This window comes from Shewanella seohaensis (genome assembly GCF_023283775.1).
Taxonomy (GTDB): domain Bacteria; phylum Pseudomonadota; class Gammaproteobacteria; order Enterobacterales; family Shewanellaceae; genus Shewanella; species Shewanella seohaensis.
Window position 1 is genome coordinate 23,448 of sequence record NZ_JAKILE010000015.1, and the last position, 19,191, is coordinate 42,638.

Sequence of the window (19,191 nt, forward strand, 5' to 3'; positions counted from 1 at the left end):
ATTTATCAATCTTCACTAAAATCTTTCTAACGATTCAGCATCTCCTTGAGTTTACCGTACGTTATGAGTGCGCCAATTGCGCCTCTATTGGGTTTCAATCGCGATAAATGTGGCATTTGCTATAGAGGCATGACCTAGCTAAGGGTAAAATAAGGCACTTTTTGTTCAATAGCAGCGAGTGTCCTATGCGCCCATTTTTAATTGCTCCATCGATTTTATCCGCCGATTTCGCCCGTTTAGGGGATGACGTTAAAGCCGTGTTAGATGCAGGGGCTGACGTAGTGCATTTTGATGTGATGGATAACCACTATGTGCCCAACTTAACCATTGGCCCTATGGTGTGCAAAGCGTTACGTGACTATGGCATCACGGCCGATATCGATGTGCATTTAATGGTTAAGCCTGTTGATCGTATCGTGCCTGATTTTGCCAAGGCGGGTGCGTCTATTATTACTTTCCATCCCGAGGCCTCTGAGCATATCGACCGCACCCTGCAACTGATTAAAGAATCGGGCTGTAAAGCGGGTTTAGTGTTTAACCCGGCAACACCACTGCACTATCTTGACCATGTAATGGATAAGCTAGATGTGATTCTGCTGATGTCGGTCAACCCAGGTTTTGGTGGGCAATCCTTTATTCCTTCGACTTTAGATAAACTACGCCAAGTGCGTGAGCGTATCGATGCCAGTGGTTTCGATATTCGCTTAGAGGTCGATGGTGGCGTTAAAGTGGATAACATTGCTGAAATCGCCGCCGCAGGCGCCGATATGTTTGTCGCAGGTTCTGCCATTTTCGGTAAGCCAGACTATAAAGCCGTCGTCGACGAGATGCGCGCCGAGTTGGCGAAAGTTGAGGTCAAATAATGCGGGAACAGATTAAAGCGATTGCCTTTGATCTCGACGGCACACTGATTGACAGTGTGCCTGATCTTGCGGTCGCGACCCAGGCGGCACTCGCCGAATTAGGTTTAGCAACGTGTACCGAGGCACAGGTGAGAACTTGGGTGGGCAATGGGGCAGAAATGCTGATGCGCCGCGCCATGAGTCACGCTTTAGGTACAGACGTTGAGCAAACGGCATTGGATGCGGCTATGCCCATCTTTATGCATCACTATCAAGAAAACCTTGAGAAGCACAGTGCACTCTATGCCGATGTGCATCAAGTGCTGCAAATCCTGTTTGATGCGGGATTTAAGCTGGCTGTGGTGACCAATAAACCTTATCGCTTTACCTTGCCTTTGCTTGAAGCCTTTAAGATTAATGACTTCTTTAGCTTAGTGCTTGGTGGCGATTCGCTGGCGAAGATGAAGCCCGATCCATTACCGCTCGAGCATCTATTAGCCGAATGGCAACTGGATAAAAGTGAGTTGTTGATGGTGGGCGATTCTAAAAATGACATTTTAGCGGCGAAAGCGGCGGGTGTTGCATCAATCGGCTTGACCTATGGCTACAACTACGGTGAAGATATTGGGCTCACTGGCCCTGACGCTGTATGTGAGCAGTTTGTCGAGATCCTGCGCTGGCTAAATCTCGCTCAGCCAGTTTAATCGAATTTTTTTATCTTTATTTGGAGCAATGACGTAATGACCAAACCCATAGTACTCAGCGGTGCACAGCCGTCCGGCGAATTAACCATAGGTAACTACATGGGTGCATTGCGTCAATGGGTTGCCATGCAAGATAGCCACGACTGCCTATATTGCGTGGTGGACTTGCATGCCATTACCGTGCGCCAAGACCCTCAAGCATTGCGTGAAGCCTGTTTAGATACGCTTGCACTGTATTTAGCCTGTGGTGTCGATCCAAAGAAGAGTACGGTGTTTATCCAATCCCAAGTGCCACAGCATACCCAACTGGGTTGGGCGTTAAATTGCTATACCCAAATGGGTGAATTGAGCCGTATGACGCAGTTTAAGGATAAGTCACAAAAGCACGCCAACAACATTAACGTCGGTCTGTTTGGTTATCCTGTACTGATGGCGGCGGATATTCTGCTGTATCAAGCAAATGAAATCCCCGTTGGCCAAGATCAGAAACAACATCTTGAGTTAACACGTGATATCGCGACTCGCTTTAACAACGCTTACGGCGAGACGTTTACCATTCCTGAGCCTTTTATCCCTGAGCATGGCGCTAAGGTGATGTCGCTGCAGGATCCGCTGAAGAAGATGTCTAAGTCGGACGACAACCGTAACAACGTGATTGGCCTGCTTGAAGATCCAAAAGCGGTCATGAAAAAGCTGAAAAAAGCCATGACCGACAGTGATGAGCCGCCAGTCGTGCGTTTCGATATGGAAAACAAGCCAGGCGTGTCTAACCTGCTGAGTTTAATGTCGGGTATCACGGGTCAAAGCATTGCCAGCCTCGAAGCCGAGTTTGAAGGCAAGATGTATGGTCACTTAAAAGGTGCCGCGGGTGAGGCGGTAGTGGGCATGTTAGAGCCGCTGCAAGAGCGTTACCGTGCGCTGCGTGCCGACCGTGCTTACCTCGACCAAGTGATGAAAGCTGGCGCTGAAAATGCCCAGGCTCGCGCCGAAGTGACGCTTAAAAAGGTGTACGAGAAGATTGGTTTGTTAGTGTAATTTGCCCTAAAAAGTCCATTACACAACACGTTATTAAGCCGACCTATTCTTAGGTCGGCTTTTTTATGTCTGTTACTCATTGGGCTGGTTAAGTGTTTAGGCCTGCGATTTTAGCCAGGAGGAAAAGGCGGCTATGGCAGGCTCTGTGAGACGACGCTGCTTACAGATAAAACTAAACTCAAAGCCCGTATGAACATCGGGCAGATTAACCGCCACCAGTCTGCCGGTGCTGATATCACCTGCCACCATAAAATCGGGGGCGAGGGCGAGGCCTTGGCCCGCAATGGCGGCCTCAATCGCCATTACGATATGACTAAAAATATGTTGCTGCTCGTTATTCAGCGGGATCTGGTGAGCTGATGACCATTTGTGCCAATCGAGTCCCAGCGGCCCCTCATCCACAATCAGCAGTGCCTGTTGCTGGAAATTGCTTAAGTTAATATCACGCCACTTGGGGTAAAAACTCGGGCTACATACTGGGATGAGCCGCTCCTTATGCAGTAGCTGCTGCCAATAGCCCCGTTGATTGAGTTTGCCCGCGATAAAGATATCGGCCGTGCTAGTGCTGAGATCGGGGTCTTGAGTGATCATCTCGAGGCGAATTTTAACGCTGGGATACTGGCGCCTAAAATCCGCTAATCTTGGGATCAACCATTTCACCGCAAAAGAGCTGTACACCGCCAAACAGAGTTGTTGGTTTGGGGTGTCGCGGATCTTGAGATTAAGATCGCTTAACTCATTAAAAATCCTTTCTAACTCAATAAATAAGCTTTGGCCTTTAGGCGTGAGTTGCAATTTTCGCCCCTGACGGTCGAAAAGCTGCTCGCCAAAATATTCCTCTAATACACGCACTTGGTGTGAAACTGCGCTTTGGGTAATGCAAAGTTCGGCGGCAGCCTTGGAAAAATGCTGTTGCCTTGCGGCGGTCTCAAAGACTTGTAGTGCGCGTAATGGAGGAAGCTTTCTCATGATTTTCAACGCCTAAAAGATTTAGTATGAATTTAATTCATCTAGCATGAGAAAGCATCATTTCAGCTTAAGTTTTGCGAGGATTATCATGCCAGCATTGATATTTGCGGATGGTAAAAAATGCAGCGCCCTGTAGTTATCGGTTTGATTTTATTGATAGTGGGTAATCTATTTAGTGCTTTTTACGATGTATCGATCAAATGGCTGCCAGAAGATGCAAATGCGGCCACTTTTCTACTCGTGAGACAAATCACTTCAGTATTGATGTTAATCCCCATTTGGTTGTACTCGCAGCGACCCAAGACGGAACATATTTCGGTCCACCTTTGGCGTGCCAACATAGGCTCGGTTGGCGCGCTTTTTTTAATTATTGGCCTAATGGCTTTGCCGCTGGCGACGGTCAGCTCCCTGTTTTACTCGGCGCCGCTGATGATTATTCTGATGGGCTATTGGTTTTTAAAGGAGCGGATCACCACAGGGCAAGTGGTATGCACATTACTCGGGTTTGTTGGGATCTTAATTATCCTCAGACCGAGTGAGATGAACTGGTTTGGATTGGCAGTGTTATTCTCGGCGTTTACCTTTGCCATCAACCAGTTGACCCTGAAAAAAGTCCCGAATACTGAGCATCCAGTATTAACCTTAATGTTGTATAACCTGCTAGGTATTCCTGCGACTTTAATCATCGCGGCCTTTCAAGGAGTTGCGGGGCTGAGCTGGGGATTGTTAGCCGTAGCACTACTCAGTAATGCTTTTTTGCTGATTTATCACTGGTTCTGCGTGCTGGCCTATCGTCGCGCGCAGGCGAGCGATATTGCGATTGCCGAATATACTGGCCTGTTATTTATCGTCTTTTTGGGCTGGCTGTTATTCGATGAATGGTTAGATAGCCTAAGTTGGCTGGGCGCGGCGCTGATTGTGTTGCCATCACTGTTTTTACCTTGGATTGGCATGTGGATGGCCAAGTCACCCAAGGTTATGGATAACATCCAAGTAAAAGCGTTAGGACTAGAAGCGGTAGAAGGCGAGCCTAAACCCTAAGGGCTTAGGCTCAATGGGTTATTCGATGTATTCGAATACTTTAACGACTTTACGCACGCCCGCAGTGTTGCGCGCGATATCGACGGCCATGTCGGCCTGAGAGCGGTGAATGAGTCCGAGTAGGAAGACTTCACCGTTTTCAGTGATGACCTTAATGCGGGTGACATCCAACTCTTTCTCGTTGAGCATGCGTCCCTTCACTTTCGTTGTCACCCAAGTGTCATTGCTACGGGTGGTGAAAGAGGTCGGGTTACCGATGCGGATCTGATTGTGGATTTTACCGCCAAGCTTAAGATCTTGTACGACCTTAATAGCTTTATCCCTCAACATAGAATTGGGGGCTTGGCCAATCATCAGCACATTACCGTTAACCGAAACACCCGTGATATTCGTTTGTTTCTTCAGATCTTCATGCTCCAGTAGGGCGCTGGTGATCTTAAAATCGGTATTGGTATCGTCGAGCTGAGTCTTCACCGAACGCTCATCGTTGGCCATCATGGCACCACTGACTGCACCCACCATAACGGCACCGGCGCAACCTTGCAGCAGCATGCAAACCATTAACAGTGGGGCAGCATATCTCATTGCTGTTCGTCCTGCGGGAAGAGCGTGCGGTCGATATTGTCACACAGGCAATGGATAACCAATAAGTGCACTTCTTGAATACGTGCTGTCACGTTAGAAGGTACACGGATTTCCACGTCGCCAACGCTCAGTAATCCCGCCATCGCGCCACCGTCTTTACCGGTTAAGGCAACGATAGTCATATCGCGGCTCAGGGCTGCTTCCATAGCTTTAATCACGTTGCCTGAGTTACCGCTGGTGGAAATCGCTAACAGAATGTCACCGGGTTGACCTAAAGCTAAGATTTGTTTTGAGAAAATCTCATCATAGCTGTAGTCGTTGGCAATCGCAGTGATGGTTGAAGTGTCGGTTGACAGCGCAATCGCGGGCAATGGTGGACGTTCAATTTCGTAGCGGTTTAATAGCTCGGCCGAGAAGTGCTGAGCATCACCGGCACTGCCACCGTTACCGCAGGCAAGAATTTTATTGCCGCCCAAAAGACATTGCACCATCATCTCGGCCGCTTTGGCGATGGATTCTGGCAGTGCTTCGGCTGCATCGATTTTGGTCTGGATAGATTCAGTAAAGCTGTCTTTAATGCGTTCTAACATGGATACATCCTTTCAGGATAAAGTGTGGCTATGATGCCATATTTCCACGGTGGAGTTGAGGCATAAGCGTTAAAAATTATTCGATTAGCTGAGTCGAAGGCCTCGTTTAAAAGGCATCGACTAGCCAGTGGATTTGCGCGTCTTCGATGGCGACAACGTCGAATCGGCACGGCACATCCAGTTTATGCGTCTGTAAATAATGGCTGGCCGCCATGCGGATCCTGCCGATTTGTGCTTTGCTAAGTGCTTGTATTGCGCCGCCAAATTGATTTGCTGAGCGATATTTTACTTCAACAAATACCCAGTGGTGTTTATGGCGCATGACGAGGTCTATTTCACCAAAGGGATAGCGGACATTGCGCTCGACAAAGGTTAACCCTTGATGTTCGAGGTAACCTTGAGCGAGCGACTCTGCCTGCTGTCCGAGTGTCATAGTTGACGGAAACTGCCTCTCTGATAGCGTCCCCAGCTTAATTGGCGGTTAATCACGCCGTCAGGATTGACGGATAACACGCCGCTACGACCATTGAACTGGTAACCCGTGAATGAGCGCATCTGCGCCAGTTTGCTGATCAAATCCATGGCATCATAGCCCATCACGAATAGGCGTTTCTGGCCGTTATTCCAGCCGGACCACAGAGTGTTAACCATCAGGTTTTCTTCACTGTTTTGCATTAGCCAAGGTGCATCGCTCATGGTCAGGTTATTTAAATCCTGCGCCGTTTGGCTAGACTCGTTGTCGATGCGGCTGCGGCTTGAGGTGTATAGCGGCACTGGCTGAGTAAAGACGCTGAAGTTCACATCGATAAAGGCTTTGAGCAAGGTTAAATCCTGCGGCGTCGAGATCATATAAATCGCATCGATATCTTGGCGCGAACGAAAATCGGCTTGTACCGAATTGCCGAGCAGCTCCTTTATCCGCGCGATACGCGCTTGGCTATCGCGAACACCGAGTGCATCCTGTACTGTGGTTTTCATCTTATCGCCACCATCGTAGTAATAGACTTCGATAGGGGTATCGCTTTTCTTTTTCCAAGCTTGGATAAAGCTTTCTGCCATGCGTTTGCCTGTGGCATCGTTGCTGGCGAGCAGCAATGGCATAGTCACACCATCTTGATACATGCGCGTTGCGGCATCGGCAGCTTCTTGGGCTGGTGACAGCGCAAAGTAGAACTTATTGATATCGGGCACAAACTTATCAGTTTGATTCAAAAATAGCTGCGGGATCGGTGCAGTCGGTGCTGCGGGCGTGGCAGGTGCAGAGCTCGATGGCGTGCTGGTCGCAGGGCTGGTGTTGCTGTTCAGTGCCAGCAATTGATCGATTTCATTTGGCAGTAATGGGCCAATAATAAACTCGGCGCCCGCGTTCACCGCTTGCTGATAGGCCGCTACGGCATCATTGGCGGTATCGTAAAAATTAACCGCAACCTGATCGTTCGGTTTGGCTAAATAGCTGGCCAAAATCCCTTGGCGAATCGCGTTGGCGGCACCCGCACGCTGGCCTGTAAGCGGAAGCAGAACGGCGATATTCTTCGGCATAAATGGCTTGGCATTGAGCGCCCGATCCAAATCGGTCGGTAATTTGGCCGCCGCTGGATGATAAGGATTTTGCTTTTGCCAGTCGCCTAAGTAACGAACCAGTTGGTTGGGGTCGACCGCATAATGTTTGGCGATATAGGCGAGTTGCAACCAACCGGCAAATACTGGGTTGTTGGCATCGCGGATAAAGGTTTGCAGGGTTTGCTCATGCATTGGCTGCAACACTTGCCAGATTTGGTTATTGACTTCACTCGCCTCGGCGGGCGGTAAATAGGTGGTCAATAAACTCAGCTCGCGCACTTGCTCGATAGGTTGCTTATTCAACTGGAACAAATGCGCTCTAAATTGATGATACGCGGCCATTTGCCAGCCGGGTAAAACCCAAGTGCTTGGATAGCTCAGAGTCTTGAGCGCCTCGACATAGGTCGATGTATGCTCTAATACCCGCGCCGTCAGGTATTTATGCTCGGCCACCAGAGTGGGTGTCTGAGTCAGGCTTGGTTGCATCGACTTCAGCAGTTTCTGCGCCGCCGCATAGTCATTGGCATTGATATAGGCATGCGCCGCCAGCAGCAGGTTAGTATCGCGCTGCTGCGGATCTTTGCTATTCGCGGCCTGTGCTAAATACACATTGGGCGCCAATGGTGCAGAGGCTAAAGAGGTGGCCACTGTGGGGGCGGTACCGGTTGAGCTGGGCGCTTGGCTGCCGCAACCCGCCAACACTGCGGATAAAATGGCCACGGAAACGAACTTAGTTGTATTCAGGCTTTTTAACACTGGGCTTCACTCTGGTAAGATGCTACCTCTAGTTTAACCTTCTCTTGCGCTTGACGAAAGTCTTGGCACTGTCATTACCGAGGTATATATGGACCAAAGCGTCGCACTCTACATTGTTCCCACTCCCATTGGTAACTTGGGGGACATGAGCCCACGTGCTATCGAAGTGCTCACTCAGGTCGCATTGATTGCCTGTGAAGATACGCGCCACAGTGGCAAGTTATTGAGTCATTTTGGTATTTCTACCAAAACTATCGCATTGCATGACCATAACGAGCGCGCTCGCGCCCAATGGATTGTTGAGCAGTTAGCCGCAGGGCAATCGATTGCGCTGATTTCCGATGCGGGCACGCCACTGATTTCAGACCCCGGCTATCACTTAGTTTCCCATGTGCGCCAGTCGGGTTTTAGAGTGATCCCATTGCCCGGCCCTTGTGCGGCGATTACCGCATTAAGCGCGTCGGGTTTACCGTCGGATCGTTTCTCCTTCGAAGGCTTTTTACCTTCTAAAGAGAAGGCGCGCGCCGATAAGTTACTCGAACTTAAGGAAGACCCCCGCACGCTGATTTTTTATGAATCACCGCACCGCATCGAGCATAGCCTGACGACCATGGTCGAAGTGTTAGGCGGCGAGAGGCAAGTGGTGATGGCTCGGGAAGTCACTAAAACCTTCGAGACCTTCCTCTCTGGCCCTGTGGCCGAGGTGTTGGCCACGGTCAGCAGCGATCCTAACCAGCAAAAAGGCGAGATAGTGCTGATGGTGCATGGTCACCGCGCCGCGGAGGATGATGACGCCATTCCGACTGTCGCCATCAACACTTTGAAATTACTCTGTGAAGAATTGCCCCTCAAAAAGGCTGCTGCCATTGCCGCGCAAATTCACGGCCTTAAAAAGAATGCCCTGTATAAGTTTGGTTTAGAGTCTGATTTATAAGCACTGGTGCACACGGGCGGGATTAACAGTGGTACACGCAGGTTGCTTAGGCTATAATCCGCGCCGAGTTGGCCAGACAGTCGCTGCGCTCGCAAGAGCGGGGAGGAAAGTCCGGGCTTCAAAGAGCGGGGTGCCAGGTAACGCCTGGGCGGTGCGAACCGACGACAAGTGCAACAGAGAGGAGACCGCCATCATAGCTTAGGCTAAGGTGGTAAGGGTGAAAGGGTGCGGTAAGAGCGCACCGTGCGGCTAGCAATAGTCCGTAGCAAGGTAAACTCCACCCGAAGCAAGACCAAATAGGGTTCCGTATGGCGTGGCTCGCGTTGGAACCGGGTAGGTCGCTTGAGCCTGCGAGCGATTGCAGGCCTAGATGAATGACTGTCCAAGACAGGACCCGGCTTATCGGCCAACTCACCAAATTCAGTAAAAAGCCCGTTTATCTAATTAGGTAAACGGGCTTTTTATTTGCAGAGTGGTTTTATTTGCTGAGTTGTTAGCGGATTAGATAGCAATAAAAGAGGGCTCTTCCCTGTCTATCTGTCGCTATGGGCTTAATTATTCGGTGTTTGTTCTACAGCTGCCGATAAGTGTTTTTGTTCACTCGCAAGCACTTGCGCAATATTGATAAGATTCTGAGCGAGTTCTTTCGCTTTATCCTCGGGGAATTTGGTCGCCAGTGAGGCTTGCAGTTTTTCCTGCAGGTTTGCTAATACGGCTTGCTTATCGATATCTGTGACTGTCTGTTTGAGGTTGGTGACTCCACTGGCGAGGGCCTGTAGCTCTGGGAGCAATTGCGCGTTTTTTAACGGGGCTAAAAGTGCTACGTCCTTTAAATTTGCGTCGTCGACTTTATTGTCTAAGGTGAGGAGCAGATTATCGACTCTATCGAAGGTCTGTTCACTGCGACTAATTAAAGGCGCTATGGCGGCGTCTTCTATGAGTCCGGTGAATTTATCGACGGTGGCGTATAACAATCCCGCGACGATAATCAGTGGCAGCATGATCCCCGTGAATAATCCCACCCAAAAGTTGTTAAGCCCAGCGGCGAAGTTTTTCATTTTAGTCCCTTATTCCCGTTAAACGCTTAAGTTACGCTATGCGCTTTGTCGATGGCTGACAAGCGTTTACTGTTAAAACTGCGTGCTCAGCGATAAAACGAGGCGCATATCCGATGCGTGATAAACCATGGATTAGAAGCTGCGCTTCACCAGAAAACGCCATTCCCAACTGTTGACCGAATCGCCCCCTGTGTAGGGCACTGAGAGGTCAATATGGGCGACGTTGCCATAACTGGAGCGAGAGGAATAAATCCGTGCGCCAATACCGACACTGGCAAGCGGGCCGCTGACCTCGTTATTGGCTGCTAACGGACCACCCGAAGCTTGGCCGACATCGGCAAATACCGCCCAGCCGAGTTCGGCCAATTGGTATAGGTTGATATTGGGATAATTACGGATTTCGGCGGTGAGTAACCATTGGTTGTCGCCCTGTTGATATTCGTTGGGATAACCGCGTACCCCAGTTTCATCGCCGAGGCCTTCGGTGAGATCGAGGTACGTGTTATTCGACACACTCGCCCACGCCTTGCCATAGGCTATCCATTTAGGATTGATTTGATAGAAGTATTCGGCCTGAACATTGGCTTGATAAGTATCTTTTGGGGTAGTGCCTAAGGTGCTGGTGGCGCCCATTTCGAGTAACCATAAATGCTCATCAAACTTATACCCGCGGGTGGTTTGCCATTTGAAGTGGTAGCCCACTGGGTTATTGTCGCCGATATCATTGGTTTCGATACCCAATTGAATATAGTGGTGCCAACCTAAGTTAAAGTCTTCGTTATTACGAATAAGGTGCACATTATTGAGTACCTGAAAGTCGTCCTGAATAAACTCATAGGCGACCCAAGGATACATAAAGTCCCTGTCCTGCGGTAACTCGGAAGTCGGGTACACCTCTGAATTGGCAAACTCGTGCTTATCTTGGGTAAAACCGGTGATAAAACGCGATAAGTGTTCGTTATTCTTATTAATTAACCAGCCATATTGCAGATTGAGATAGTCGACAGTGTGTTCAAACTCGTTCACCTCATGGCCGTTCTGGCGCAAGATATCGGTGCGGCTATCATCCAAAAACTCCGCCGAGTACATGGTCTCAGTATTCAATGAATAGAAAGGCTTGCTGACATACACATGCTTCGCTTGGCCGTCGCTATTATCGTAAAACTCGGCAGCGACAATACCGTGGTCGATAATGCTAATGGGCGCTTCGAAGGCAAACTTATAGCCAGTACGGGATTCATCGGATTGATATTTTAAGCGGGTGCGTATGCCTGTGCCGAAGAGGTTGTCTTCTTTCACGCCAAAGGAGTAACGGGTGTCACCGCCCGAGCTACTAAAGCTGGTGGTGGGGAGCAGTGACCAGTTATCCCAGGTCTCGATAACAATCGATTCATCATCTGGGTGGACGTCGGACTCAGGATCCTTCTCGCTGACATAGACTTTAGCATCGCGGATATAGGGTTCGGCGCGCAGTAAACGTTGTGACTCATCGAGGTCTTTTTGGGTAACAGTATCGTTTTCACCAAAGGTTAGCTTGTCGCGAACGACATATTCCTTGGTGTTGATATGCAGATAGTTTGCCCAGCGGTGGATAAAAAATGCGTCGGGATCGGACTCATCGAAAATCGGGTTGCTCACCACGACAATCTTGCTGACCTTTTTAGGGGCTTCCTTGGGGGGCGTTTTAGGCAAAGCCTCATCCGCTCTGGCTAGGTTGACTAGACCACAGAGGCAACAAGGTAGAATCGATGCATACAGGGTAAACTTCTGCATAAAACCACTCCCGTAAACTGGATGGCGACAGCTTAAGGTTCTGCTGTGCTTCACAATTTAATAACACACGGGAAGTGGCAATTAGTCAAGGAAACATTTTAATAAGATTATGATTTTACTTAAGGTTGCTTTAAGAATCGGGCTGGAGTTGGCGCCAGCCCTGAGAGGAGATGTTACAGCGTACGTCTTGGTGGTACCACGACGTTGGCAAAAATCAGTCCAGCGATAAGCGACATAAAGATCAAAAAGATCTGCGACCCAATATGGGATTGGTTGAGCATGGTTTCGCCGGAGATCAGCGCGTTCAGCCCTATGTAGGTTTTACTGCCGGGCACTAAGATCACAATACCTTGCAGCAGTGCAATCGAGGCGGGCGCCTTCATCCAACGGGCATAGAGATTGGAATAAACCCCTACCGCCAAGGCTCCGAAGAAGATCCCCACTGAATCCCCAAAAAAGTGCCCGCCTAACATGGCGGAGAAGAATGCCACTATCCCCGCCAGTACGCCCCAAGGTGAATCTTGCATCCGTGCCTTAAAGATAAACACCAACGCCATCGACAAGATGGGCACCGCCGACCAAATCGCCCAGCGTGGTAAGCCCTCAGGTTCGATATGAATGGCTTCACCGAAGAAGGCTTTACCAATCGCCATCCCCAGCACTGCGCCAAAGTACAGCTTAAACAACAACATACTAGCGTCCATAATCCGCGCTGTGCCCGAGATCAGGTCGCGTGCCGCCAGTTCTGCCAATCCTAAGGTTAAGGCTAAGCCAGGAATAAAGATGATGATGGAGGAGAGGATCACCACGGGAATATTAATATTGGGATCGATGCGGGCAATGGCGCAGGCGGCAATGGCGCAAACAATCGTCGCGAAGGGCTCTAACACCTCTGCCATGCGCGTCGAGCGCTCTGCGCGGTACACAAAGCCATAAACTAGCAAGCCTAACAAGCCTGACCAAAAGACATCGTTCCAACCCGTGCCCATCAACATGGCAAAGGCGGCCGCCGAGGTGCCAAAGGAGAAACAGGTTAATGCTGGGCCGTAGGGGTTGGGTTTGTTGGCAATTTCCTCTAGCCTGTCTAAGGCTTCGGTGAGTGTGCGTTTACCCGAGGTGAGCTCATCTACCAGTTCATCGGTGCGGGCGAGGGAGCCTAAATCCAATTCGCCGGGTTTAACCCGCGCAACATGGTTATATTCTTGATCGGTATCGTGTTGTAATACGAAGGTCATCGAGGTCGGCGAGATTAAAAAATAACCTTCGATTCCGAGCGTCCGTGAGACAGTTTGCAAATGGGTTTCAAGACGGTAAGCGGGTGTGCCAAACTTATGTAAAGCCTTGCCTAGCTTAATGATAAATTTACGCTTTTCGAGAAACTGTTCGTTATCCAATCGGGCTATTCACTGTATAAAAAGTTGTAAGAGATCACGCGCGCATATTAACCTATCTTGTCGCTAAAAGGTTAATGGCTTTTAAGCTTAATACAAATAAATTGCTGAATTTTTGCGGTCTATACCGCGGTGATGTTAATCAAAAGGGAATCGCTATGCCGTTGATGGTAACAGGGTTTTACGCCAGCTTGACTGGGTTGTTGATAATCGCGCTGGCTTATCGAGTGGTGAAATTAAGACGAAGCCAAAAAATCGGTATCGGCGATGGTGGTAACAATGCCTTGGCGCTGGCGGGCAGGGTGCATGCGAATTTGATTGAGAATGCGCCCATCGTATTGATTTTAATGCTGGTGGCCGAGGCGGGTGGCTTAGCGCATTTCTATTTGCATTGTTTTGGTACCGTGTGGATTGTGGCGCGCTTGCTCCATGCGATAGGGTTAACACAGGGGAAAGGCGGTTATCATTTCGGCCGTTTTTGGGGCGTGTTGCTCACTTGGTTGGTGACTATCAGCCTAGCCTTAGTCAACTTAGTGCATTTTGCCCAAAGTCTGTAATGGCTGAGATAGGTTTATGGCCGTCTAAGCCATATCCCTAGCCACTTTAGGGGTATTGAACACATTGGTGCAAATACCCCGAAAAACACCTCGGCTGCTGTTTTTTTAATCGCACTTATCCCTGTTTGCCTGCTATACTCCGCGTCCCTAAATCGGTGCGGCCTGTTTTTGCCTGCACCTTTGTTTGACATTACGCTTTTGGGTCAAAATCGATGCAAGTTGAATCCACACTGTTTAGCCATCCCAAGTATTGGGCCGAGTCCTTCGGCACCGCGCCTTTCTTACCTATGTCTCGCAAGGAGATGGAGAAATTAGGCTGGGACAGCTGTGACATTATTATTGTCACTGGTGATGCCTATGTGGACCACCCAAGCTTTGGCATGGCGGTCATTGGCCGGATGTTAGAAGCCCAAGGCTACCGTGTCGGGATTATTTCTCAGCCCGATTGGTCAAGCAAAGATGCCTTTATGCAGCTTGGTCGCCCGAATCTGTTTTTTGGTGTCACCGCCGGCAATATGGATTCGATGATCAACCGTTACACCGCCGACCGTCGTATCCGCAGCGATGATGCTTATACTCCTGGCGATGTGGGCGGTAAGCGCCCCGATCGTGCAGTGACCGTTTATACCCAACGTTGTAAAGAAGCCTTTAAAGATGTGCCAGTGATCATTGGCGGAATCGAGGCGAGTCTGCGCCGTATCGCGCACTACGATTATTGGTCGGACAAAGTCCGTCGCAGCGTGATTTTCGATGCCAAGGCCGACATCTTGATGTACGGCAACGCCGAGCGTCCGCTGGCTGAAGTGGCGCGTCGTTTAGCCGCGGGTGAAGCCATTGGGGATATTCAGGATGTGCGCGGTACTGCCGTTATCCGTAAAGAGCCTATGCCCGAGTGGCGTGGGATGGATTCTCGCAAGATAGATCAACTGCATAAGATCGATCCTATCCCGAACCCCTATGGTGCCGACGATGTGGGCTGTGCCAATTTATCTGGCCCATCGGATGTTAAAATTTTCGATAACGATGCGCCAAAACCTATCAGTGTGCAGCCACCACGCCCTAAGCCTTGGGATAAAACCTATGTGCTGCTGCCAGCCTTTGAAAAGGTCTCTGAGGACAAATACTTATACGCCCATGCCTCGCGGATTTTGCACCAAGAGCAAAATCCGGGTTGTGCGCGAGCGCTGTTCCAGCCCCACGGTGACCGTGGTGTGTGGGTGAACCCACCGGCTTGGCCGCTCAATACCGACGAGATGGATGCCGTGTTCGATTTACCCTATAAAAGGGTGCCGCATCCTGCCTACGGTAAGGACAAAATCCCCGCCTATGACATGATCAAAACCTCGATCAACATCATGCGCGGTTGCTTTGGTGGCTGTTCATTCTGCTCGATTACCGAGCATGAAGGCCGAATTATCCAGAGCCGTTCGCAAGAATCGATTATTAAAGAAATCAAAGATATTCAGGATAAGGTTCCCGGTTTTACTGGGGTGATTTCCGACTTAGGCGGCCCCACCGCCAACATGTATCGCCTCGGCTGTACCAGCGAAAAAGCGGAGAAAACCTGTCGCCGTTTATCCTGCGTGTATCCATCGATTTGCGGCCATTTAGGCACAGATCATAAACACACTATCGACTTGTACCGCGCCGCTCGTGCCGTGCCCGGCATTAAGAAAATCTTGATTGCTTCGGGCGTGCGTTACGACTTAGCGATTGAAGATCCGGCCTATGTCAAAGAGTTGGTCCAGCACCATGTGGGCGGCTATTTGAAAATTGCCCCTGAGCATACCGAAGAAGGGCCGCTCAGCAAGATGATGAAACCCGGCATGGGCGCCTACGATAAGTTTAAAGAGCTGTTTGACAAGTATTCTAAGGAAGCGGGTAAAGAACAGTTCCTGATCCCTTATTTTATTTCGGCGCACCCGGGCACGACCGACGAGGATATGCTCAACCTCGCGCTCTGGTTGAAGGAGCGTAAGTTTAAGCTCGACCAAGTGCAAAACTTTTATCCATCGCCAATGGCGAATGCGACGACCATTTATCACACTGAGTTGAACTCGCTGAAAAACGTGAAGCACACCAGTGAAGTGGTGCCAGTGCCGAAGAAGGGCCGCCAACGCCGCCTGCATAAGGCGCTGCTGCGTTACCATGATCCAGCGGGTTGGCCAATTATTCGCGAAGGTTTGATTGCCATGGGACGTGAAGATTTGATTGGTAACAGTCCGAATCACCTCGTTCCACCTGAAGGGCGCAACGAACGTGGCCCAAAATGGATGAAGGATGCTAACCAAGGGCAAAAAGCCCTGACGCGTTTCTCGGGCAATCAGTTCGATGAGCGTAAGGGTAAAGGCGATGCCAAGGGCAAACCGAGCGCAAACAAGCCTAAGGGACCTAAGTCTGGGGCGAATGCAACGCAAAGTCAGCAGCCTAAGAGCAGCCGTCCGGGAGCTAAGGCGCCTTTTGGTCAGTCGGGCTTTAAGGGAAAATCTGAGCAGGGTAAGGCTGGCCACCAAGGTCGCGGAAACAAAGCCGCTTCAGGCCGTCAGCACGCCAAGTAACGGCGAAAAAAAAGCCACTCCAGTAAACCTATTTGGAGTGGCGCAGAGATGATGGTAAACCAGCGGTACCATCCAATGAGTGTGTGGCGAGCGTTTGTAGACGGAACGTGCGCCGCACCTCAGTCTCAAATGGGCTCACGGATATGAGGAACGTGAGCCACTATCCCTCAATGTACGGGAGAGCCTGATGAAGACTTTCCATTCCTAAAAGAAGTAGTTAATCCCTACCGCAAAGCCATTATCTTCCTGCGCTTCGAGTGCAGGGGCATCCATGTTGCTGAAATCTAACTTCATTTCGGCAAACATCACAGTGTCGTTACTGTAACGGTAGTGCAGGCCAAGCATGGCGAATTGGCGGGTCCATTTGCCTTGGATGGGCGTGCTGGCATCTGTATCTAGGTCCAAATAGCTGAGGACAATCATAGGCACAAAACCGTTATCGAATTGATAGGCCGTCATCAGCTCAGCGCCAGTAGCATCGTAGAGTTCGCCGCCAACCAGTTCATTGTTCTTACTCTGATGGGCGTTAAAGCCGACGTAGAGACCGCTGGCTTCGCGGTTATCGGCGTAGTGATAGTAATCCCCATACATGGCGCCGATACCGACGATTTCGTTGGTTTCATCGACTTGAGTGTTACCTAGATGGCCTTCAAAGTCGCCACGGTTAAAGCCGGCGAGCAGTTTAAATTTATCGGTGAGTGAGTAGGTCAGACTGGCACCGTAACTGCTGTCGAAATTGAGCTCTGAGTTGGTCATTTCGCTGCCGTCATCGTTTTTTAAGGTGACATCACCATTAGTTTTGGCGGCGTATTGCAGGGCAATTTGCACTGGGCCAAAGCTATTACGGTAGATAAACGCGGAGTCGGCACGGCCAGTTCCTGTTAGCCCGCCATCGCTAAAGGCGTAAGCACCGACGCTATATCCGGCGAAGACGTTCGGTAAGTCCGTTGTGCCTGCGACATCGTAGTAAGCGCCCCATTGCTTACCAAAACTGAGGCTACCCCATTCATCGTGCGACATACCGACATAACCTAAACGGTTATAGAGGAAGTCTTCGGTTTTTTCGGCGGCCAGTTTGCCACCTTGCATCACTAAACTGTCATCGCTGGACACCATGTTGATGCCCCATTCCGTGGTGGCAAAGGCGGTCCAGCCATTTCTCTCGCTGCGTTCAAAGCTAAATCGTACTCGGGAGGAGTCATCAATTACTGAGGTATCGTGGCTGTCGTTGAGTGCCGCGAAGCCTAACCAACCACTTAAATCTAATGAATTTTTTTGATCGTTATAGAGTTCAACCGCTTGGCTGCTGGTGGCGGCCAACAGCATTGGTAGCATTAGAGCGATGCATGTTTTTTTCATAGTTCCACCGAAATTAGGCAAGTTTTGTCTGGGGACCTTAAGCACTGTGGCTTAAGGTCCCTGAAGACGGATTGGTTTTATGTTTCTTATCTAGTAATGGGTGAGAATCGCAGGGGAGACGTGCTCACGCTGCTTTGATCTCAGCTGTTGGTGTTTTATTGGAAATCACCCCGTAGATGGTCCAACCGAAGAAGGTCGCGATAGCGCCTAACATCACTGCGGTTTCACCAGAGCTATAGAGGGCGTAGAAGCTATACAGGGCGCCGATAACCGCAATCACGTTGGCAACACGGGCCTTGTTCGCTGGTACTTTGAGTTGTTTTTGCATCACACCTAAAGCTGCCATCGACAGGATGTAAGGCACAATGTTAGTCACCACGGCGAGGTTAACTAGGGCTTCAAACTGTTTGCTCAGTGATGGGCTAATAGTCATCAAAGACAGCAGGGTTTGAATCGAAACGATGATGGTCATACCCCAAATTGGTGCTTCGGCTTTACTGACCTTAGAGAACACTTTAGGGAAGAAACCTTCATCGGCAGAGGCTTTAAACACTTGCGCGATAGTGAACTGCCAACCCAGCAGTGAGCCAGTACAGGAGATAATGGCGCAGGCCATCACGATTTTACCGACCACAGGGTTAAACATTTGCGCAAAGGCTAGACCGAAAGGTGCGTTTGAGTTGGCAAGGTCGGCGTTAGGCACAATACCGGCAATCACGTTGGTTGAAACGATATAGATAAGCGCTGCACCTAAGGTACCACCCATTACGGCGATAGGAACGTTTTTCTCAGGGTTATCAACTGTCTCCGAGTTAGCACAAGCTGATTCTAAGCCAAGGAATGCCCATAAAGTCATCGCGATTGAACCGCCTAAGGCTTTAAAGAAAGGCAGTTCATGTGGGTTCCAAGCACCTTTGTAGAGGTCGATGTCGAACCAGAACCAACCGATTAACGACACGCCAATCACGGGCAGAATAATCCCCCACACGGTAACGCTACTCACGCGACCTGTAATGCGGGCGCCACCAAAGTTAGCCACGGTTGCTAACCAAAGCACGCCAATGGTGGCAAGACAGATAGCCATTGGGCTTAAGTTCACTTCGAGTAGCACCGCGGCATAACCCACGGCAGAGATAGCGATGGCGACGTTAGCGATTAAAAGCGATACCGCATAGGTGTAGTTCGCCATAAAGTTACCGCTACGACCGAAGGCATATTCGGCGTAACCGCCCATACCACCCGATTTTTTACTGAACATACCGCATTTGGCAAAGGCATAGGCAAGCGCCGTAGAACCCGCCGCCGTGACTAACCAAGAAAGGATAGAAATAGTACCGACTTGGGCTAATTGGGTAGGCAACATGATAATACCTGAACCCATCATGTTGACTATGGTGATAATAGTTAATTGGACGACACCAATTTTATTTGCTGATTTACTCATAATAATGACCTAATAATGTTATTCATTATAGAAGT

17 protein-coding genes and 1 other RNA gene are annotated in these 19,191 nt (G+C 49.8%); 8 read left to right on the forward strand and 10 right to left on the reverse strand.

Features of this window, described 5'->3' with window-relative positions; all coding sequences use genetic code 11:
• Positions 1-185: 185 nt before the first annotated feature.
• From rpe to trpS, 3 genes are read left to right on the forward strand one after another with little or no spacing between them, the layout of a single operon-like run.
• On the forward strand, positions 186-863 hold the full coding sequence (gene rpe, locus L2713_RS16355; protein ID WP_011624821.1) for a ribulose-phosphate 3-epimerase: 678 nt from the start codon (positions 186-188) through the stop codon (positions 861-863).
• Entirely contained in the window at positions 863-1,546 is a 684-nt protein-coding gene (locus tag L2713_RS16360) for a phosphoglycolate phosphatase (protein WP_109287262.1), read from the forward strand. The genes rpe and L2713_RS16360 overlap by 1 nt, the downstream gene beginning before the upstream one ends.
• 36 nt (positions 1,547-1,582) lie before the next feature.
• Complete coding sequence (gene trpS / locus L2713_RS16365) at positions 1,583-2,581, forward strand: tryptophan--tRNA ligase (RefSeq protein ID WP_011624823.1); 999 nt, start codon at positions 1,583-1,585, stop codon at positions 2,579-2,581.
• A gap of 96 nt (positions 2,582-2,677) precedes the next feature.
• Here trpS and L2713_RS16370 read toward each other — a convergent pair whose 3' ends face one another.
• Complete coding sequence (locus L2713_RS16370; protein WP_011624411.1) at positions 2,678-3,550, reverse strand: LysR substrate-binding domain-containing protein; 873 nt, start codon at positions 3,548-3,550, stop codon at positions 2,678-2,680.
• Positions 3,551-3,670: 120 nt separating this feature from the next.
• Between L2713_RS16370 and L2713_RS16375 the strand changes: the two genes are divergently transcribed.
• The gene (locus tag L2713_RS16375; RefSeq protein ID WP_248968598.1) at positions 3,671-4,591 is read left to right on the forward strand and encodes a DMT family transporter; all 921 of its coding nucleotides are present in this window, start codon (positions 3,671-3,673) and stop codon (positions 4,589-4,591) included.
• Positions 4,592-4,609: 18 nt separating this feature from the next.
• On the opposite strand, the gene dolP is transcribed toward L2713_RS16375, so the two are convergent.
• The 4 genes from dolP to L2713_RS16395 form a co-directional block, all read right to left on the reverse strand.
• Complete coding sequence (dolP, locus tag L2713_RS16380; RefSeq protein WP_011624409.1) at positions 4,610-5,176, reverse strand: division/outer membrane stress-associated lipid-binding lipoprotein; 567 nt, start codon at positions 5,174-5,176, stop codon at positions 4,610-4,612.
• Positions 5,173-5,766 (reverse strand): phosphoheptose isomerase, encoded by a 594-nt coding sequence (locus L2713_RS16385; protein ID WP_011070670.1) that lies wholly within the window; start codon positions 5,764-5,766, stop codon positions 5,173-5,175. Before L2713_RS16385 ends, dolP begins: the two co-directional genes overlap by 4 nt.
• Before the next feature lie 106 nt (positions 5,767-5,872).
• Positions 5,873-6,199 (reverse strand): YraN family protein, encoded by a 327-nt coding sequence (locus tag L2713_RS16390; protein WP_248968599.1) that lies wholly within the window; start codon positions 6,197-6,199, stop codon positions 5,873-5,875.
• Positions 6,196-8,082: a penicillin-binding protein activator gene (locus L2713_RS16395; RefSeq protein WP_248968600.1), complete on the reverse strand. Its 1,887-nt coding sequence runs from the start codon at positions 8,080-8,082 to the stop codon at positions 6,196-6,198. Before L2713_RS16395 ends, L2713_RS16390 begins: the two co-directional genes overlap by 4 nt.
• Before the next feature lie 88 nt (positions 8,083-8,170).
• On the opposite strand from L2713_RS16395, the gene rsmI reads away from it, so the two are divergent.
• Both rsmI and rnpB read left to right on the forward strand, forming a co-directional pair.
• Positions 8,171-9,016 carry a 16S rRNA (cytidine(1402)-2'-O)-methyltransferase gene (gene rsmI / locus L2713_RS16400; protein WP_126512126.1) on the forward strand — a complete coding sequence of 282 codons (846 nt, stop codon included), beginning with the start codon at positions 8,171-8,173 and terminating at the stop codon, positions 9,014-9,016.
• Between the two features lie 64 nt (positions 9,017-9,080).
• An RNA gene (gene rnpB / locus L2713_RS16405) (RNase P RNA component class A) lies at positions 9,081-9,434 on the forward strand.
• A gap of 133 nt (positions 9,435-9,567) precedes the next feature.
• Here rnpB and L2713_RS16410 read toward each other — a convergent pair.
• From L2713_RS16410 to L2713_RS16420, 3 genes are all read right to left on the reverse strand, one after another.
• Positions 9,568-10,074, reverse strand: a complete 507-nt coding sequence (locus L2713_RS16410; protein ID WP_248968601.1) for a hypothetical protein — start codon at positions 10,072-10,074, stop codon at positions 9,568-9,570.
• Between the two features lie 132 nt (positions 10,075-10,206).
• The gene (locus L2713_RS16415; protein WP_248968602.1) at positions 10,207-11,847 is read right to left on the reverse strand and encodes a BamA/TamA family outer membrane protein; all 1,641 of its coding nucleotides are present in this window, start codon (positions 11,845-11,847) and stop codon (positions 10,207-10,209) included.
• 173 nt (positions 11,848-12,020) lie between these two features.
• Positions 12,021-13,241 carry a threonine/serine exporter family protein gene (locus L2713_RS16420; RefSeq protein WP_011624395.1) on the reverse strand — a complete coding sequence of 407 codons (1,221 nt, stop codon included), beginning with the start codon at positions 13,239-13,241 and terminating at the stop codon, positions 12,021-12,023.
• A 155-nt stretch (positions 13,242-13,396) separates the two neighbouring features.
• Between L2713_RS16420 and L2713_RS16425 the strand changes: the two genes are divergently transcribed.
• Together L2713_RS16425 and L2713_RS16430 are read left to right on the forward strand one after the other, a co-directional pair.
• Positions 13,397-13,795 carry an MAPEG family protein gene (locus tag L2713_RS16425; protein WP_109287273.1) on the forward strand — a complete coding sequence of 133 codons (399 nt, stop codon included), beginning with the start codon at positions 13,397-13,399 and terminating at the stop codon, positions 13,793-13,795.
• A gap of 212 nt (positions 13,796-14,007) precedes the next feature.
• Positions 14,008-16,353, forward strand: coding sequence for a YgiQ family radical SAM protein (locus L2713_RS16430; RefSeq protein ID WP_248968603.1), 2,346 nt, complete (start codon positions 14,008-14,010; stop codon positions 16,351-16,353).
• A gap of 204 nt (positions 16,354-16,557) precedes the next feature.
• Here L2713_RS16430 and L2713_RS16435 read toward each other — a convergent pair whose 3' ends face one another.
• Together L2713_RS16435 and potE are read right to left on the reverse strand one after the other, a co-directional pair.
• The gene (locus tag L2713_RS16435; protein WP_248968604.1) at positions 16,558-17,712 is read right to left on the reverse strand and encodes a porin; all 1,155 of its coding nucleotides are present in this window, start codon (positions 17,710-17,712) and stop codon (positions 16,558-16,560) included.
• A gap of 124 nt (positions 17,713-17,836) precedes the next feature.
• Positions 17,837-19,156 (reverse strand): putrescine-ornithine antiporter, encoded by a 1,320-nt coding sequence (gene potE / locus L2713_RS16440; protein WP_248968605.1) that lies wholly within the window; start codon positions 19,154-19,156, stop codon positions 17,837-17,839.
• Positions 19,157-19,191: the final 35 nt, after the last annotated feature.